The organism is Pseudoalteromonas sp. SWN166 (genome assembly GCF_015864485.1).
Lineage (GTDB): Bacteria > Pseudomonadota > Gammaproteobacteria > Enterobacterales > Alteromonadaceae > Pseudoalteromonas.
On sequence record NZ_JADYXB010000015.1, the window covers coordinates 1 to 17,041 of the forward strand.

9 protein-coding genes are annotated in these 17,041 nt (G+C 36.6%); 4 read left to right on the forward strand and 5 right to left on the reverse strand.

Features of this window, described 5'->3' with window-relative positions; translation table 11 throughout:
- From I6F49_RS10765 to I6F49_RS10775, 3 genes are all read right to left on the reverse strand, one after another.
- The coding region (locus tag I6F49_RS10765) for a multiheme c-type cytochrome (RefSeq protein ID WP_269435372.1) at positions 1-659 on the reverse strand (659 nt) is incomplete at its 3' end.
- Between the two features lie 201 nt (positions 660-860).
- A complete protein-coding gene (locus tag I6F49_RS10770; RefSeq protein ID WP_197180384.1) occupies positions 861-2,402 on the reverse strand; it encodes a sulfatase family protein in 1,542 nt (513 codons plus the stop codon).
- Entirely contained in the window at positions 2,399-3,964 is a 1,566-nt protein-coding gene (locus I6F49_RS10775) for a sulfatase family protein (RefSeq protein WP_024594184.1), read from the reverse strand. The genes I6F49_RS10770 and I6F49_RS10775 overlap by 4 nt, the downstream gene beginning before the upstream one ends.
- A gap of 403 nt (positions 3,965-4,367) precedes the next feature.
- On the opposite strand from I6F49_RS10775, the gene I6F49_RS10780 reads away from it, so the two are divergent.
- From I6F49_RS10780 to I6F49_RS10790, 3 genes are all read left to right on the forward strand, one after another.
- Positions 4,368-7,973 carry a TonB-dependent receptor gene (locus I6F49_RS10780; protein ID WP_024594185.1) on the forward strand — a complete coding sequence of 1,202 codons (3,606 nt, stop codon included), beginning with the start codon at positions 4,368-4,370 and terminating at the stop codon, positions 7,971-7,973.
- A 77-nt stretch (positions 7,974-8,050) separates the two neighbouring features.
- Positions 8,051-9,625: a sulfatase family protein gene (locus I6F49_RS10785; RefSeq protein WP_024594186.1), complete on the forward strand. Its 1,575-nt coding sequence runs from the start codon at positions 8,051-8,053 to the stop codon at positions 9,623-9,625.
- Positions 9,626-9,943: 318 nt separating this feature from the next.
- Positions 9,944-11,506, forward strand: coding sequence for a sodium/sugar symporter (locus tag I6F49_RS10790; RefSeq protein ID WP_024594187.1), 1,563 nt, complete (start codon positions 9,944-9,946; stop codon positions 11,504-11,506).
- 634 nt (positions 11,507-12,140) lie between these two features.
- On the opposite strand, the gene I6F49_RS10795 is transcribed toward I6F49_RS10790, so the two are convergent.
- Positions 12,141-14,969, reverse strand: coding sequence for an outer membrane protein assembly factor BamB family protein (locus tag I6F49_RS10795; RefSeq protein ID WP_197180388.1), 2,829 nt, complete (start codon positions 14,967-14,969; stop codon positions 12,141-12,143).
- A gap of 333 nt (positions 14,970-15,302) precedes the next feature.
- Entirely contained in the window at positions 15,303-15,563 is a 261-nt protein-coding gene (locus tag I6F49_RS10800; protein WP_197180390.1) for a hypothetical protein, read from the reverse strand.
- Between the two features lie 562 nt (positions 15,564-16,125).
- On the opposite strand from I6F49_RS10800, the gene I6F49_RS10805 reads away from it, so the two are divergent.
- Positions 16,126-17,019, forward strand: a complete 894-nt coding sequence (locus I6F49_RS10805) for a LysR family transcriptional regulator (RefSeq protein ID WP_197180392.1) — start codon at positions 16,126-16,128, stop codon at positions 17,017-17,019.
- Positions 17,020-17,041: the final 22 nt, after the last annotated feature.

A 17,041-nucleotide genomic window follows, 5' to 3' on the forward strand; every position in this document is an offset into this window, starting at 1 on the left:
GACATATTGGTAGGGCTTGTTTGAGCTGTCTTTATTATTTTTTTAGTTTTATGTTCATCCGTTATATCGCTGTGGCACGATTTACAGCCCACATTTATATTCGAGAAGTGCGTATCAAAGCTTTCTTTTTCAGTAGTGTAATTACGCTTTAAATTATCTGAATGGCAATCGGCGCACATGCCGTTCCAGTTTTGCAGAGGTTGCAGCCAATGGAGACGGTCGCTGGGTTTTACATCTTCGTTAGCGTAGTTGGCATACCAACGCTTTCCGCCTAGTGATTTAGCGCGACTATCCCATGCAAAGGGAAATACTTGGTATTTGCCTTTTTCAACTTCAATTAAATACTGTTGCAGTGGGTCAAAGCCAAATACATAACTTACGGTGTACGTTTTTTTTGTACCTTGCTCGGTCAAATCAATTAAAAAGGCCTCTTTTTCTTTATAAAACACGGCTTTTTGAGAAAAGTGGGTCGCAGTTATATTATTAAAATCACCAAGCACGGTATCTTTATTGGCTAAAGCCATTGAGTTTGCATGGTCTGATTGTTTCCAATCGAGGGTTTGTTGTTGATGGCAAGACTGGCACTCATCATTTGCAACCGCTGAAAAACAGCTGCATAAAAAAAGAACAACAAAAAGGCTGTTTTTTATATTTATCATTATGGGCTCTACTTTAAAAAACGATGATGGGCTCTAAACTACACATATATTATGCAGTGCTAAACAGCTGAAAGTAGCACGCTGCCAATAAGTAGCCCATTAAAAGAACTAAGGTTAGGCTGTGGCTCGCTTTAGGAGCCACTTAAAAAGATGCTTATAAACTCATTCATTTATGTGATTAAATTTATAAAAGTAGTTTATCTACTTGCCATGAGCAGTTAAAAATTCATCCCAATAAATTAAATAGTCATCAGGAGTAATATCTTCCGATAAGCCTCTTATTTTCATTTGGGTAAGGTAATGCTTTTTAAAAAAATTATCCCAATATGCTTTCACTTCTGGCGTTTCATCAATCATCCCTTGATCATTAGTTTCTTTCTGCCAGCGTTCAAGCTCACTGCGCATTACAAGTAGTTGCTCAGCATAATCTTTATTTAGTGCTAAATTATGCACTTCATCAGCGTCATTAATTGTATCGTAGAGCTCCTCTGGAGGTCTATTGGGTGCAAAAAATAATGCTTGTTCGTGAGTTAATAGCTTTTTAGCATGCATTGATTCCATAAGCGCCAATACAGGATATTGTAGATGCTTGTAGGCATTGAAGTCGTTATATGGTTTTTCGGGATAAAAGTTTTTAATATACTTAAAACGAAGATCTCGCACAGCCCGTACTCTGTCATCTGTCTCGTCGGTTCTATCTTTATGAGCATAAATATAATCTCTTTTTTGTTTGTTTTTTCCTAAAAATATATGCCCTTCTACGTAGTCAGGAACCTTTAAGCCCACCAAATCAAGCGTTGTAGGCATAACATCAATTAAGCTAACTAGCTCATTATTAACTTGATTAGACTCAATACCTTTACCCCAAACAATAAGAGGCACTCTTAACCCACCATCGTATAACCACTGTTTATCACGCAGCATTGCACGCCCATGATCTCCAAAAATAAAGACAATTGTATTGTCTATTACACCGGCTTTTTCAAGCTCAGAAAATAAATTACCGACCTTTTGATCTACAGTTTGTATTGTTTCTAAGTAAAGTGCCCAATCTCGGCGCGTAATATCATGATCAGGGTAATAACTCGGAATTTTAACTTTTGAGGGATCGATAGGATTGTTTTTATCTGCAATAAAAGTACGGTGGGTTTCGCTATAATTAATTTGTGCAAAAAATGGCTGCCCGGAATACTCTTTTATATAAGTCTGCCATGCGGGGCGCTCTAAAAGCTTAAGATCGGCAGGGGCATGCGTATAAGCGCCTCCAGAGTATTTAACTTCGCCATCTTGCGCATCAAAAGCATTTATAGTGGTAGAAAAGTTAAAATCCGTTTTTTGTTTAGGGCCCATTAATAAGTTTACATAACCAACTTCACGCATAAATTGTGAAGTCATTTTAATATTTTCTGGTAAATAATAACCATCATCTAAATGACTTCTATGGTTTTGCGCACCTATGCTTGTTGCATGCATACCAGTAAAAAAAGCAGAACGTGCGGTAGAACAAACTGCCGCAGTGGCGTATGCGTGATTATAACGAATCCCCTCGTTTGCAAGCCTATCTAGGTTAGGTGTTTTAACTTCTGGAGTACCATATACAGATAGATCTAAAGAAATATCCTCCAGTACCAACCAAATTATATTTGGTTTATTACTATCACCAACATGCTGTGCGTCTGCTTTGTTAATAATAGCAGCGCAAATCAATACTAATGCCGTAACTGCATATTTATAAGATTTCATTTTAGACTCTTTAAACGGATAGATTGAAGTTCAATATCTTGAAGCTTTTGTTCCAGTAACTTAACTTTATCTGGGTGTTTAGCCGCAAGATTGTGTAGTTCAGATGGGTCGGTATCAAGATCAAATAATTGAGGCGCTTTTGAGGTACCTGGGTCTATATTTTTTTTTGTTTTAACCCAGCTTGCAATTTTTTTTGCAGGCCTAATGTACTTCCAACTGTTCTCTCTTAAACCTTTTGCATGTGGGGTTTCTTGCACTAAGGTTGTACGAGCCAATTTACTTGCATCAAAAAGTGGTAATAATTGATTTTGGCTATCAATCGCCTCTGTTTCCTCAAGAGGTACTCCTAATAATTCAGCTATTGATGCGTATAAATCAATTTGGCTAAATAGAGAATTACTCACCCCCGGTTTAACTCTGTTAGGATGGTGAACAATAAATGGAATACGCGTTCCAGCTTCGTAAATACTGTACTTACCACCACGGTATGGGCCATTTTGCTTATGGGTTCCAATGCGCTTTAATGCCTCGTCATCATAACCATCTGTTAAAACAGCACCATTATCGCTAGTAAAAATAATCAAAGTATTATCTAGTAAATTTAACTCCCTGAGTTTTTCCACCACTTGGCCTGTGGTCCAATCCATTTGTACGATTGAGTCCCCCCTCACACCCATATTCGTTTTACCTCTAAACATTTTATTGGGTAAGCGAGGCACATGAATATCATGAAACGAGAAAAGTAAAAAAAATGGCTGTTGACTTGATTTTGAAATGAATTGCTTTGCTTTATCTGATAAGACTGTATTAAATTCTTCATCGCGCCACTGTGCAGACTTTCCCCCTTGCATCCAGCCAATACGACTTACACCATTAATAATACTTTTGTTGTGCTGCTCATCGGCTCCTTGCTTTAATAGCTCTGGGTTTTCATAGCCTGTAGGTCGCGTACCTATTTTTTTTTGATAATTCACAAACAATGGATCTGATTTTTCTAAATTCACAACATCATGATTTTCAAGAAAAACAGAAGGGACCCTATCTCCTGTCGCTGGAATCAGAAAACTATAGTCAAATCCAACTTCTAGTGGGCCAGGCTTAACTTTTTCATTCCAATTTACTGGCGTATTGCCATCACCGAGGCCTAAATGCCATTTACCAACAATACCTGTTCGATACCCTGCTGTTTGCAGCATTTTTGGTAATGTTTTTTGTACTTCAGAAATAACTAGCGGGGCATCACCTTTAAGTATGCGAATGTTTTTTCTAAAAGCATGCTCACCGGTCAGTAATGAATATCTTGATGGAGAGCATGTTGCTGCAGAGCTATGCGCATCAGTGAATCTAATACCATTTTTCGCTAACGCATCGATGTTTGGAGTGTTGACCTCAGTAGCACCATAACTACTTAAATCTCCCCACCCAAGGTCATCAACATAAAACAAAACAATATTTGGTTTTCCCGCACTATTTTGCGCCTCTTTTGCATAGGCATCCGAATAAAAAGTGTTGAAAATCCCAATACTAAATAACCCCAATACTAAAAGTTTATTTGGTAACATTCGAATAACCTCAAATTATATGTGTGAAATAACCAGTAACAGCTTTTAAATAGAAATATTAAAATCCTAGCTAAAAATCAAGGAGATTAATTTTTAGGCTTCATATTAATACATTAATAAAACAAATCAACAAAAATGGTAACGCTATCCCCAAACCACCCAAAACAAACCATTAACAAAAACACTTATAAACACCTCTAAAACCACCATTAAACAACTGTTATTGTGTATTAGTTGTTATTTATTGACCACAATTGTTAAATACTATTGGAAAAGCTTAAGCTTGTACGTTACGATTAGGACCCAAGTAAGGACAACGCAATCCCCTTTCGATTTGGTTGATGTTCAATCGATAAGGTAAGGCGATCACACACAATACAATAATGGTTAATGGGTAACTAAGATGAAAAGTCACTTTAAATTAAATGCCATATCAGCGGCACTAATCTGCACCTTTGTTTCAGGTATCTCTGTAGCTGAAGAAAACACCGATGAAAAAAAGAAAGTCGATAAAAAAGAATCTGACGTTGAGGTTATCACTGTAACTGGATTTAGAGGCAGCTTGCAGCGAGCAATGAATAATAAAAGATTCTCTGAAGGTGTTACAGATTCAATCCATGCTGAGGATGTTGGTAAGTCAACAGACCAAAATATTGCAGATGCTCTCTCTCGTGTTACAGGGGTTACAGTTCAGGAGTCTAATGGTGAAGGTACTAAAATATCGGTCCGTGGTGCTAATTCTAATTTAAATAATATTTCAATGAACGGAGTTACCCTAACAAGCGGGCTTTCAGGATCAGGTTCTAATGCATCAGCAGAGCAAGGTGTTGATTTAAGTTCATTTTCCTCTGATATTCTATCGTCTATTGAAGTGCAAAAGACAGCATCAGCAGACCAAGATGAAGGCTCTCTGGGTGCAAACGTTGTATTGAAAACCATTAAACCATTATCTTTAAAAAAGCCGATACGCAGTATAGAACTTCAAGGTCGTTATAACGATTACTCTGAAGATGCAAACCGAAAAGTCTCCGCTTCTTTTTCAGATAAATACCTTGATGACTCACTAGGTGTTATTTTCACTTTCGCTGATGAAACTCAAAATACTCGAAGAGATGAGTATAGTGCTAGTTGGGATGATGAGATTCATAGTGCTAAAGCAGGTAAAGCTAGAGATTTTTCGACAGGACAAATTATTACAGAAGAAAGTGAGTTTTTATCTCAAAGTTCACAAAGTTACGGTTTAAATTTAGATAAACAAGATAGGCAATCTATAACCTTAGGGTTACAGTATCAACCAACTGCTGATACCGACATCCAATTAGATCTTACCCATTCTAATCAGGAGGTTATATTAGATAATCATCAATATGATCTGCAAATTTTATCAAACTTAAAAAATAAAAATAGTGATCCTCAAGAGGATTGGTGGACCATAAACAATGAGAATCATACATTGGTTAAGCGCCTTGATCGTTCAAATCGCGGTCGAGTATTTCGCCTTAAAGGTGGCTCTGAAATTAAGAACAATATCGGAACACTTAGCATAGACCATCATTTTACAGATAACTTTTCTGGTAAACTAATAGCTGGTTATTCTAAAACAAGCCAAGACTCGCTCCCTAACGCTAGAGTTATGTTAGCAGGTAAATCTAAGACAAATAAATTACCAATAACATCAAATGATCCAAATGAAGTAACTTTACAGCCGCAAGGTTACGATTGCTCAAGTGGTAGCTGTCAAATTATCGCTAATAAAGGCTTTATCCAATTTCCTGATGGCATCACCGACCCATCTTTTGGTTTAGCACCAGGAAGAACAAATCCACTCGACATTCAAAACTTTCGAGTAGGGAATGTATCTAATGATGAGGATCATAATTCAGATACCAATAAGTCTCTATTCTTAGATTTTGACTGGAATGTAGATTATTTGGGCGTTACTAAGGTTGAGTTTGGAGGAAAGTATTCAAAGAGAGTTAAAGATGTTTACTCCCTTACAACTAAAATTCTAAACAACTCGGTAGTAGTTGACGCTAATGGAGACGAGCTAAGTATCGGAGGCCTAACAGATATAACGATGGCCGATCTATTAGTATCCAATGATTTTCCTGTAAATAACTTTATGGATGGTATTGCAGATCCTAATCAAGTCCACTTTTTAGATGGATGGGGAATAGTAGACCCATTCAAAGCGCTTGCTTTAGCAACCGATAGTGAGTCGGGTTTAGATGTAAAGCCACAACCTGATGAATCTGCATCAAGAATTATTGAGCAAGAAGTAAATGCACTTTATGGCAAAATTAATTTTGAATACTTTGATGGACGTCTAACCGGTAACCTTGGTCTTCGCTACGTAAAGACAGAAACCAACGCAGAGGCGTTTAATAAAGTTCAGTTCCAAAAAACGCCGATTCTTTACGACTTCTACGATTTAATCTATAACCGTGGGCTAGCTAATGGTAATTTGCCTGTATGTGATTTTGAACCTCAGTACCCTAATGATGATGTAACTCAAACACCATCAAACCTTCCAGCTTCAGGCTCTTGTGCAGCATGGCAGCTTATGTATAACTATGACATGAATGATCCATCTACTTTCCCTGATTTTGTTAATCGTGATGGTGATACTTATCTAGCACCATCGGCTTTAAATTCAAGCAACCCTAACTATATTTTACAAGTAGTCTACAACGACGATGGTAGCGTTCAACACGTACTTAATAATGGCGTATCATCATTAGATGGACGCTCAACGGAAAATCCTGATTTAGCAGCATGGCTTGACCGCTCGACTATCGATGAGTTTATTGACCCTGTAACAGGCCAACCTCTAGGTTTCAAAGCAGGTCTTCGCTCTAAACGCGCAAAAGGCTCGGCTAGCAACGATATTTTTCTTCCTAGTTTAAATCTAAATTATAAATTTAGTGACGACTTCATCGGTCGTTTCTCAGTTTCAAAAACAATGTCTCGTCCTACTTTCGACTCGACTACGCCAGGGGCTAACATTGATGAAAAATACGTTAGTGCTTGGGGAATAGGCAAAGCGAATAATGTAGCTCTAAAACCTCTAGAATCTACTAACTTAGATCTTTCTTTTGAATGGTACTTTAACAACTCTGGTTTAGTTTCTGTTGCATTTTTTCACAAGGACATGACAAATTTTGAAGAGAATATAACCGAAACCTATATTTGGAAGGATATCCGAACAGACTACGACTTGTCGTCAGTCGACTCAATCTATGATGTACTCGTAGAGCCAACATTAAAAGAGGATGCCGACGGTAATCCTATTCCTGATACGCAAAATGCTCAACTTAATCAATATGAGGAAACACCAGGCACACCTTTAGATGAAAGCGGTAATACTTGTATGCCTGATAGAGTTGCTCACATTGAATTGCAAGACTCATTAACAGCTAATTGTCACACTGTAAAATTAGCAACCGTGAGAAATGGTAAAGGGGCGACAACTCAAGGCATTGAAGTAAACTATACACAAAACTATGATTTTCTACCTGGTGCATTATCAGGCCTAGGCTTAAGCGTAAATTATACATACGCAGAGTCAGAGAAAGACATTGAAGTTAGTGCCGTTTCGGGTGTTTCAATAACACCTTTACCTCAAGCTTACACGCCAAAACATTCAGCTAATACAACTGTTTTTTGGGAGAAAGACGATTTAATGCTGCGCCTTGCACATCGTTATAGTTCTGTACAACTTGTAAACGATAACTTTGCATTTGGCCAAGGTGTTGCGTGGTTAGATTCAACAAGTAAGTTGGATTTTAGCTCAACTTATAAAATTAATGATCATTTTACCCTTAGCTTCCAGGCGCTTAACCTCACAGACGAAACAAACAGAACTTTTCTAACAAGTAGGAATTATATAATTGATGGCGAAGTGTATGACGAAGGTAATGCCCTTAATAACTCAGTTGATACTAGTCGGACGATTTCAGAATATCGAACTGGTCGCCAATATAGAATAGGTATTAGAGCTTCATTCTAATTACAAATATATAGAAATATATCACTTTTCTAAATGGGTAGGAGTTTCTGCCCATTTATATCAAATTGAAGGTATTTATGAACTTTAAAATTAATTACTTATACTTTTTTACTGTATTGACTTTATCCTTGGCAACAAGTGCTCACGCAGAACTGACAGATAATAGTATAGAGCTAAAAGAAAACAAAAATAAAGTGAGCTCACTTAATGATAAGCCGAATATTGTAATATTTTATGTAGACGACCTTGGTTATGGGGATTTAAGTAGTTACGGAATGAAGCAAGCTCAAACCCCTAATATTGATGCATTAGCAGCTGAGGGGATTCGCTTTACCGATGCACACAGTTCTGCCGCAACCTGTACACCGTCGCGTTATTCAATGTTAACTGGCCAGTATGCTTTTCGTAATAATGCTGCAATTTTACCGGGCGACGCACCGCTTATCATTGATCATAACAAGCCTACTCTGCCTAAAATGTTGCAAAAAGCAGGCTATAAAACGGGTGTCGTTGGTAAATGGCACTTGGGACTAGGCGATGGCTTTGTCGACTGGAATAAAGCTGTAAAGCCAGGGCCGATAGAGCTAGGATTTGATTATAGCTTTTTAATCCCTGCGACTGCAGATCGAGTACCCACTGTATTTTTAGAAAATCATCACGTAGTTAATCTAGACCCGAATGACCCAATAACGATTTCCTATGAAAAGCGTATAGGGAACCGCCCTGTCGGTACAGAGCATCCTGAGCTACTTAAAATGTCAGCAGATCTTCAACATAGCAATACCATTGTTGATGGTGTTAGTCGCATTGGTTGGATGGCTGGCGGAAAGTCTGCTGAGTGGAAAGATGAAGAGTTTCCTCACATTTTCACTAAAAAAGCTATTGATTTTATTAATGATAATAAAGGTGAATCGTTTATGCTGTTTTTTCCATTCAGTGATATTCACGTACCTAGAGTTCCAAATAAGATGTTTGCCAATAAATCAGGAATGGGGCCAAGGGGTGATGCAATATTGCAAATGGATTGGATGTCAGGACAGATTATTGATGAGTTAAAAAAACAAGATTTATATGATAACACGCTTATTATATTTTCTAGTGATAACGGCCCTGTAATGGATGATGGCTATGCAGACCAAGCCGAAGAGCTACGAGGAGATCATGACCCAGCGGCAGGTTATAGAGGTGGAAAATATAGTGCATATGAAGCCGGAACACGTGTACCTATGATTATTACTTACCCTAAAGGAATTAAAAACAACGGGGATAGTAATGCATTAGTTAGCCATATAGATATTTATAAATCACTCGCTGAATTAGCCGGTGTTAAGCTAGATGAAAGCGAAGCGATTGATAGTGAAAATATGTTGCCAGCTTTTTTAGATGCTAAAGAGAGCGGACGTACAGAAATGCTTGAAGAGTCATTTACTTTGGCAATTCGCAGTGGAAATTGGAAATACATAGCGCCATTTAATGGGACTACTCCCGACTGGCTTGCAAATAAAACCGCAATTGAAAATGGTTTAAAAACTAAGTCACAGTTATTTGATTTATCAAAAGACAGAAATGAGCAACACAATGTGGCAGATAAATACCCAAAATTAGTATTTTCACTACAAGCTAAGATAGATAAAATTAAAGCTCGTAAGTAATAAATTTTAAACATGCCGAGGTTGACTATAGGTAGTTAATCTCGGCTATTTAAAAGTAGTCAACTTACGCTTATTCAAACTAATTTAATTAGTTATTTCATGATATAAAACAGTTTACTAGCTGAAATCCACCCCTACTTCGCTTACGGATATCTCTTTTAATCTTGTTACTATACTTATAAAAATCAGCGATATAAATAATCTAATTACTAAAACATTGTATTTACTTAAAAATATAAAAGGCAAACTCCAAAACAAAAAGGATAACGCTATCCTAATCGTTTTTATATTTTAAAATACAAATTATGAGGAAAGTTAATGAAATTAGACATACTCGATTCTAGTGTGTTTGTAGCTTATGTATTAGGACTACTAATACTCGCGTTATGGATATCAAGAGAAAGCAAGCAGAAACAAAAAAACACTGAAGATTATTTTTTAGCCTCTAAGTCCCTTCCTTGGTGGGCAATTGGTGCATCATTAATTGCATCAAATATATCTGCAGAACAGATTATTGGAATGTCAGGCTCTGGTTTTGCAATAGGTATGGCTATCGCATCGTATGAATGGATGGCTGCAATAACACTATTAATTGTAGGCAAGTATATGCTGCCTATTTTTTTAGAAAATAAAATTTTTACTATGCCCCAATATCTTGAACAGCGCTTCGACAGTAAAGTTAAAACTGTTTTAGCTCTTTTTTGGCTTGCCGTGTATGTGTTTGTTAATTTAACGGCTGTGTTATGGTTAGGCGGGCTTGCAATAGAAACAGTTGCAGGTGTTGATTGGATGTACGGCATGATTTTTTTAGCGCTATTCTCAGTAGCATACTCTTTATATGGAGGCCTAAAAGCAGTTGCTTACACCGATATATTACAGGTAGTCCTTTTGGTATTCGGTGGCCTATTCTTAGTTTATTTGGCATTAGATGAAGTATCTAGCGGGCAAGGTGTGCTTGCAGGGTTCGGTATTTTAACTGAGCAGCTACCTAATCACTTTGATATGATTTTAAGCCCAGATAACAGTAATTATATGAGTTTACCTGGTATCTCTGTTTTAGTTGGTGGCATGTGGATAATGAACCTTAGTTACTGGGGGTTTAATCAATATATTATTCAAAGAGCTTTAGCAGCAAAAAGTATTAAGGAAGCCCAAAAAGGCATTGCATTTGCCGCATATCTAAAACTACTAATGCCAATAATAGTTGTACTACCAGGGATTGCCGCAGTTGTGTTACACCCACAGTTAAGTTCACCAGATCAAGCCTACCCATCAATGATGGAATTAATGCCATCGGGTATTAAAGGACTTGTTTTTGCTGCTCTAGTCGCCGCTGTCGTTTCATCTTTAGCATCGATGACAAATAGTATATCGACTATCTTCACGATGGATATTTATTCAAAACTTCAGCCGGGAAAAACTCAAAAACACTATGTGAAAGTAGGTCGATTAACCGCTTTGGTTTCATTAATTATTGCTTTAATAGTGGCAGAGCCGCTATTAGGTAAATTTGATCAAGCCTTTCAATATATACAAGAATTTACAGGGTTTTTCACTCCGGGTATTGTTGTAATATTTTTAATGGGAATGTTTTGGTCAAAAGCGAGCTCAGCTGGCGCGTTAGCTGCAGGTGTTGGCTCCGCATTATTTTCCCTGATTTTAAAATTCGCATACCCTGAACTCCCTTTTATGGATCGCGTTGGAATTGTCTTTTTATTATGCCTAGTTATCTGTGTAATTGTCTCTTTGTTAATAAAAGATAAAGGCACTAACGGAAGCGTAAATTTAAAAGAGATAAGCTTTGCAACTGAGACTAACTTTAACATAGCCGCTCTAGGTGTCGTAATAATCCTAACAACGTTATACGCTGTATGGTGGTAAAAAATTAAATCGTAAGATTTAAACAAGTGTGTATGTCAAATCAAAGTCACTCATAATTTGAGTGGCTTTTTTGGCTTTTAATAAATGTATTTTATTACATAACCTGATGTAATAATCTAGGGACTTTCAGGGTTAAAGCTCGTTCTATCTAGGAGCAATGGAGTCGCGTATGAGGCTTATAACTCAGTAGGGCCCAATCACTATTACTAAGTCACTACTACTGCGCTATTCTACAAACTACACCTAGTATAAATAAGTAAAAATAGAACAAAGCTTCCCGTGCTGCTCACGCTCTTTATCTATAATGGTGTAGGCAACAAAAAGAAAATGACTCTATGGACAAACTAAAGTGTAAAGCATGTTTGGAATTTATGCTGCTCCTGAAGTAACAAAGTTAATTTGACTACCTAATTAGAGGTTTTATCATGTGTCTCATCAGACTTAAGAGACGCTATGAAATGAAAAGAAATTTGAGTTAACTTTAGAGGCAAATACCATTTTTGTATTAGAGGATGTAGTGTATTTCGGCTTACTTAATTGATTATCAGCAACACTTTACAAGACTTATAAAATGTCAAATAAATAGCGCAGGACTAATAAATATTAATCCTGCGCCATATATTAAACGCTGTATTTACATTGACGTACTTTCGGTGTTTCTAATATCCTCAGTAATTTTCACATCAATAAATCTAAATGCACCAGCTAAAACTGGAATTTCAACTACTCCATTTGAATCCGGAGAGAATATTTCACCTGATAGAATATCTACTATCGTTTCAGGTGTAACTGAGTTAAATTTCACCTTAGCAATTTTATCACCTGGATTTAAGTATCCACTATCAACAAGTGTAAGCCTTAAGTGTTTTTTGTCTGACTGAGCAACAACCCATGCAGTTTCTCCTGATACAGTCATTGGCAGAAGGTTAGATTTTTCTTCAATCTTATCCCTAATTTGTTTATATCGAATGCTATCAGCAGCCATTACATTTTCCCCATTAGGATCGAAGTAACTTTTACCGTCAGTAATATATTCCTTCATAATATTTTTATAGATAGGGTGCATATTATCAGCCAATGCGCCTCTAACTGTACCTTCATCTTTAAATTTACCTTGCTGAACCGGTGTGATTAAAACTAATCCTTTAGGAAATTTTGGTATAAAATCTAATCGTCTTTCTTTCGTATCAGCAGCATAACTAGAATAATCCCACGGCAACGTTTTTGCACCTGGCCACGTGCCATTTAGGCGACTAAATACATATGGCACAGATTCTTTCTCTTCATCATAAAACGTAGTCCATTTCACATTATTTGATGTTTCTCTATAAACAGGGTCTGGCTCTTTCATACTGATGTGAACTGGCGATAAACTTAATAGCTCATCACGTTTAGGAACATAAAGCGCTCCTTGACCAATTAGCTCCCAAGCAAGACTCATGTATTCTTGATTAAAGCCGAAGTTATTAATATAACGTGCACCTGACGCTAATTTATAGATTATTTGTCTAAGCGCATGATTAGGAACCATTTGATGAGAGTGTTGACGTAATCGGTCAAAACTAGGGTTATCTCTCGCATACCTCTCACCCCAATCATCGACAGAACCAGCCGCCCAAAGACCCATTCTCCCTGCCACACTTATTTCCATTGATTTATCTGTTGTTTCTTCCATTGCAGGAACAAAAGCATCAGCTAAACGTCCAGATCTTAATTCCAACCATTCCGGAGCATATATAGTGGACTGCCAAAATGTATGTTTATTTCGCATAAATAAATTAGCGTTGTTTTCACTACTAAATTTGGCTAAAGGATAAAAGTGATGATTTAGTACTTTATTAAATGCCTCTCCATGCCCTTCGATCTCCGGGTATATATTGACTGTCTTTTTGCCTTCTCCACTACTTATAATTCTTTTCATAGTGGCTAAACTAATCATGTACGGATCATTTCCATGACCTGCCCACTGTGATATCCCATCGCTATTTTCATAACCATCTGAAAGCTGATTAAACATTTCCTCAGGTGATAATGTATAATTTTTACGGCGATCTCTTTTATCACGGTACTTCGGGTTATCAGCAAGTATTTCACTTCTATCCCAGTTCTCTACATTTGGTAAGGTCGAGTAATTTAAAAATACAGGTGAATCATACAAAGACTCACTTCTTTCGATTGTATCTGGGATATCATTACGACTCTCTGAAATAAAGTAAACGGGTAAAGGTTCACGTTCGCGAGTCGGCTTTTGAAAAGATGATAGTTGCCTTTCAATTGTTCTAGTATTGTTCTGTATAGCTGCCAGCTTGCCTTGCGGCTCTAGCTCTTTATAGGCATTCTTCCAATCTGGGTTAGATGTATCAATTATGTGTACTTGGCTGCCTCCACTTTGAGCACTTGCAAGTAAAATTTTATTTGAATCCTTGTCTTTCCAGATATCATAATATGAATACTTACTGGCTAGTATTTCCGAATCATTCACATCAAATGACTCTGGGGTTAGAAGTATTCTCGATCCAAAAAGTGTTAAGTACGTCGAAATACCTTCATTAATAACGACTTCAGTTTGAGCGACACGGTATCCAAAACGGTCGATTTGTCTTGCTATATCATTTATTTGACTTTTCTTTTGCGAAAGATCACTTAAGTCCATAACTGAAATAGCGGCATCTCCTATCTGAGCGCTATTACCTATAGTTAGCTCATCATTACCATCATTATCAAAATCGACTGTACGCAGGTCGCCTATGCCTTTTTTTATTAATACTCTACTTTTTTCGCTCGGTAAGTCAGCAAATGGTTCAAAGATATAAAAGCGGCCAGAACTTTGAAGGCTATTATTTGTTCCTAGAACAACCAGCTTTTCAGTACCATCACTAGATTTTATAGGGCGTACAAAATTCACTGTGTGAGTACCCGCTTCAGGTTTTACGCCATCACCAAAAACACCTTCTTCTGAGTATGTTTTTGATTCAATAGTTTTTAATAATTCACCATCAGTAGATATATAATACAAGTTTTTATCATAGCCACCTGCAACAACATACTTGTTATCTGCATCAGAGATTACAGTTACAGAGTTCATAGGAACTTCATTAAGTCCAAACGTCCACTTTAAAGAACCATCACTATTAATACAGTAAACATTACCATCTGCATTCGCAGCAAATACTTCTACAAGTCCATCACCATTAATATCTTGAACCCAAATATCATGGTTCATAAAACCCGAGAGTTCATTTTCCCATAATTTTTGTCCATTAAAATTAAAAGCAGCTACTGTCCCCTCATAACTAGTCGTTATGATTGATGAGCCACTGCTCAGCATTCCAGTCCTAACTTTAGTAACTGTTCGATTTGTTTCAATACTTTTAATGGCCGATTGAGAAGCCTTAACGACAGGGAGAGCGCAACCAATTAACAGCGTACTTGCTATTACTGCAGATAAGATTTTTACTTTCATAACATTCCTCGCATAAATATAAATTAGTAAATATTTAGGACTTAGGTGTGTACCTATTTCCTAGAATAAAAGTTTATGCTTTTTTTGAATAGAAGATCAAAGTTTGGGTGAAAATAGTAAACAAGGCAAAATCAGTGCATAAACAATCCTTTTGTATTGATTTAACAAATAGATTAAGCAAATTAATTATGTAAGACAAATCATTTATAATACTTATATTATTTATAAAAACACTTGGATGTACCTAATTTATTAGGTCATAGACAGGTAAGCAATATTAAATAAATGAAAAAACCATCAATAAGAGATAACGATGCCACTGTAACCATCCCTTTACATAAATTGTAACTTTCGATTCTTCACAATTGTTACCAAAGTATTAAGCCTTATATCGGCATAATTAATTTGGCCAGTGTAAATAAGTAAAAAAACTAACCACTTCAACACCTTCTTAATATCGCCATGAAAATCAGAATTGCCTTCAAAAAACTGCAAAAAATGCCTATCAACAAACAACAATATCCTTGGGTTATCTTCCCACGCTGATTTACTAGCTCGTTGGTATTTACGAATAAGCTGAAATTTGATGCTCATTAAAATATTGCACAATACGTTTAAAGTATTGATATGGAAGTTAGGTGAGACTTTTTGAAGTGAAATTACGTATGGTCTTTTATAATACTCGTACCCGTTATGTTACTCACTGTTGGCTTTTCTTCGATTTTATTTAGGATTAAAAACGAGAGTTGATAAAATGAGACACTGTTAATTGATACTTTTAACTGCGCCTTCTATTTAAACAATTACATAATCGCCATAAACTATATTCAATTGGTGTTACAGCCCTTATCTCGTAACTTAATGGATACTACCGCACCCACTATCACTATAAAAAAGCGATTTTAGATACAGTAATGTTTTATGCTTTTTTAAGGTTTCAGTTACTAATTATCTATTATTAGGCGAAAGCGATGCACAGCTAGCCTTTGCAATGCTGAACTTAATCAATAATATCCTAGGCAATATTCTTCTTTATATTACTCATAACAGATATAATTTAATTACATAACCTCAGCCTTTCCCCTCTTAATCTCTAATGAAATTTTAAAGCGTCGCTGTTAATATTGTCTACCTCCTAAACAATAAAGTAGTTTTGATGGCAACTAATTATTCTCTCGATGATTTACGTTACTTTTGCACCATAGTAAAACTTGGTAGCTTTAAAAAAGCATCAGCAGACCTTGATATGTCACTATCAACTTTGAGCCGTAGAATACGCCTATTAGAGCAAGCTCTTCAATTAACGCTACTAAATCGAGATGCCCATCGGGTGACACTTACCCATACTGGTGAGTTATATTACGACCGCTATCGCAAGTTATTTGAGGAAGTAGAGTGTATAGAGCAAGCACTTTGTGATGAGAAAGACCAACCTAAAGGGAAAATTAGGATCTCTGCACCCATTTACATGGGTAAACATTTTTTAAGTGCTATTTTTTGTGATTTTTTACTACAGTATCCCGAAATTCAATTAGATTTACGCTTTTCAAATAACCTTATTGATATTGAAAAAGAAGGGATTGATATAGCATTTAGAGTAAGAAACCCTGCCATTGATAATTGGATTATTAGGGAGCTTAAGCTTACTCATAATGTGTTGTGTGCTCACCCAAACCATGATTGTCAATCTATCACTCATCCTAAACAATTAGAAGAGCAACCAAAAATTACGTGCGTTGGGTTGGTACCGTGGCAATTAAAAAATCAGCACACGAACGAGGAATATAGCTTCAACCCAAACACACATGTTCGATTGGAAGTTGATGAAATTCAAATGATGAAACAAGCCGTTGAGTCTGGCGTAGGTATTAGCTACATTCCTGATTATATAGCATTACCACTTATTAAAGCAGGAAAGCTTAAACACATTCTTCCTGACTGGCAAAGTAAAGGGCAGCCATTTTCTATGCTTTATCGCGACAGAAAACAAATCCCTTATCGAGTGCGATTACTTATAGAGCATGCACTGCAACACTTTACTAAAATGTAGCAGTGTAGGCTTTTCACAGCAA

Bases quoted from the DNA above. Each gene is read 5' to 3' on its own strand.
- I6F49_RS10770 (WP_197180384.1), bottom strand. From the start codon at position 2,402: ATGAAATCTTATAAATATGCAGTTACGGCATTAGTATTGATTTGCGCT.
- I6F49_RS10775 (WP_024594184.1), bottom strand. From the start codon at position 3,964: ATGTTACCAAATAAACTTTTAGTATTGGGGTTATTTAGTATTGGGATT.
- I6F49_RS10780 (WP_024594185.1), top strand. From the start codon at position 4,368: ATGAAAAGTCACTTTAAATTAAATGCCATATCAGCGGCACTAATCTGC.
- I6F49_RS10785 (WP_024594186.1), top strand. From the start codon at position 8,051: ATGAACTTTAAAATTAATTACTTATACTTTTTTACTGTATTGACTTTA.
- I6F49_RS10790 (WP_024594187.1), top strand. From the start codon at position 9,944: ATGAAATTAGACATACTCGATTCTAGTGTGTTTGTAGCTTATGTATTA.
- I6F49_RS10795 (WP_197180388.1), bottom strand. From the start codon at position 14,969: ATGAAAGTAAAAATCTTATCTGCAGTAATAGCAAGTACGCTGTTAATT.
- I6F49_RS10800 (WP_197180390.1), bottom strand. From the start codon at position 15,563: ATGAGCATCAAATTTCAGCTTATTCGTAAATACCAACGAGCTAGTAAA.
- I6F49_RS10805 (WP_197180392.1), top strand. From the start codon at position 16,126: ATGGCAACTAATTATTCTCTCGATGATTTACGTTACTTTTGCACCATA.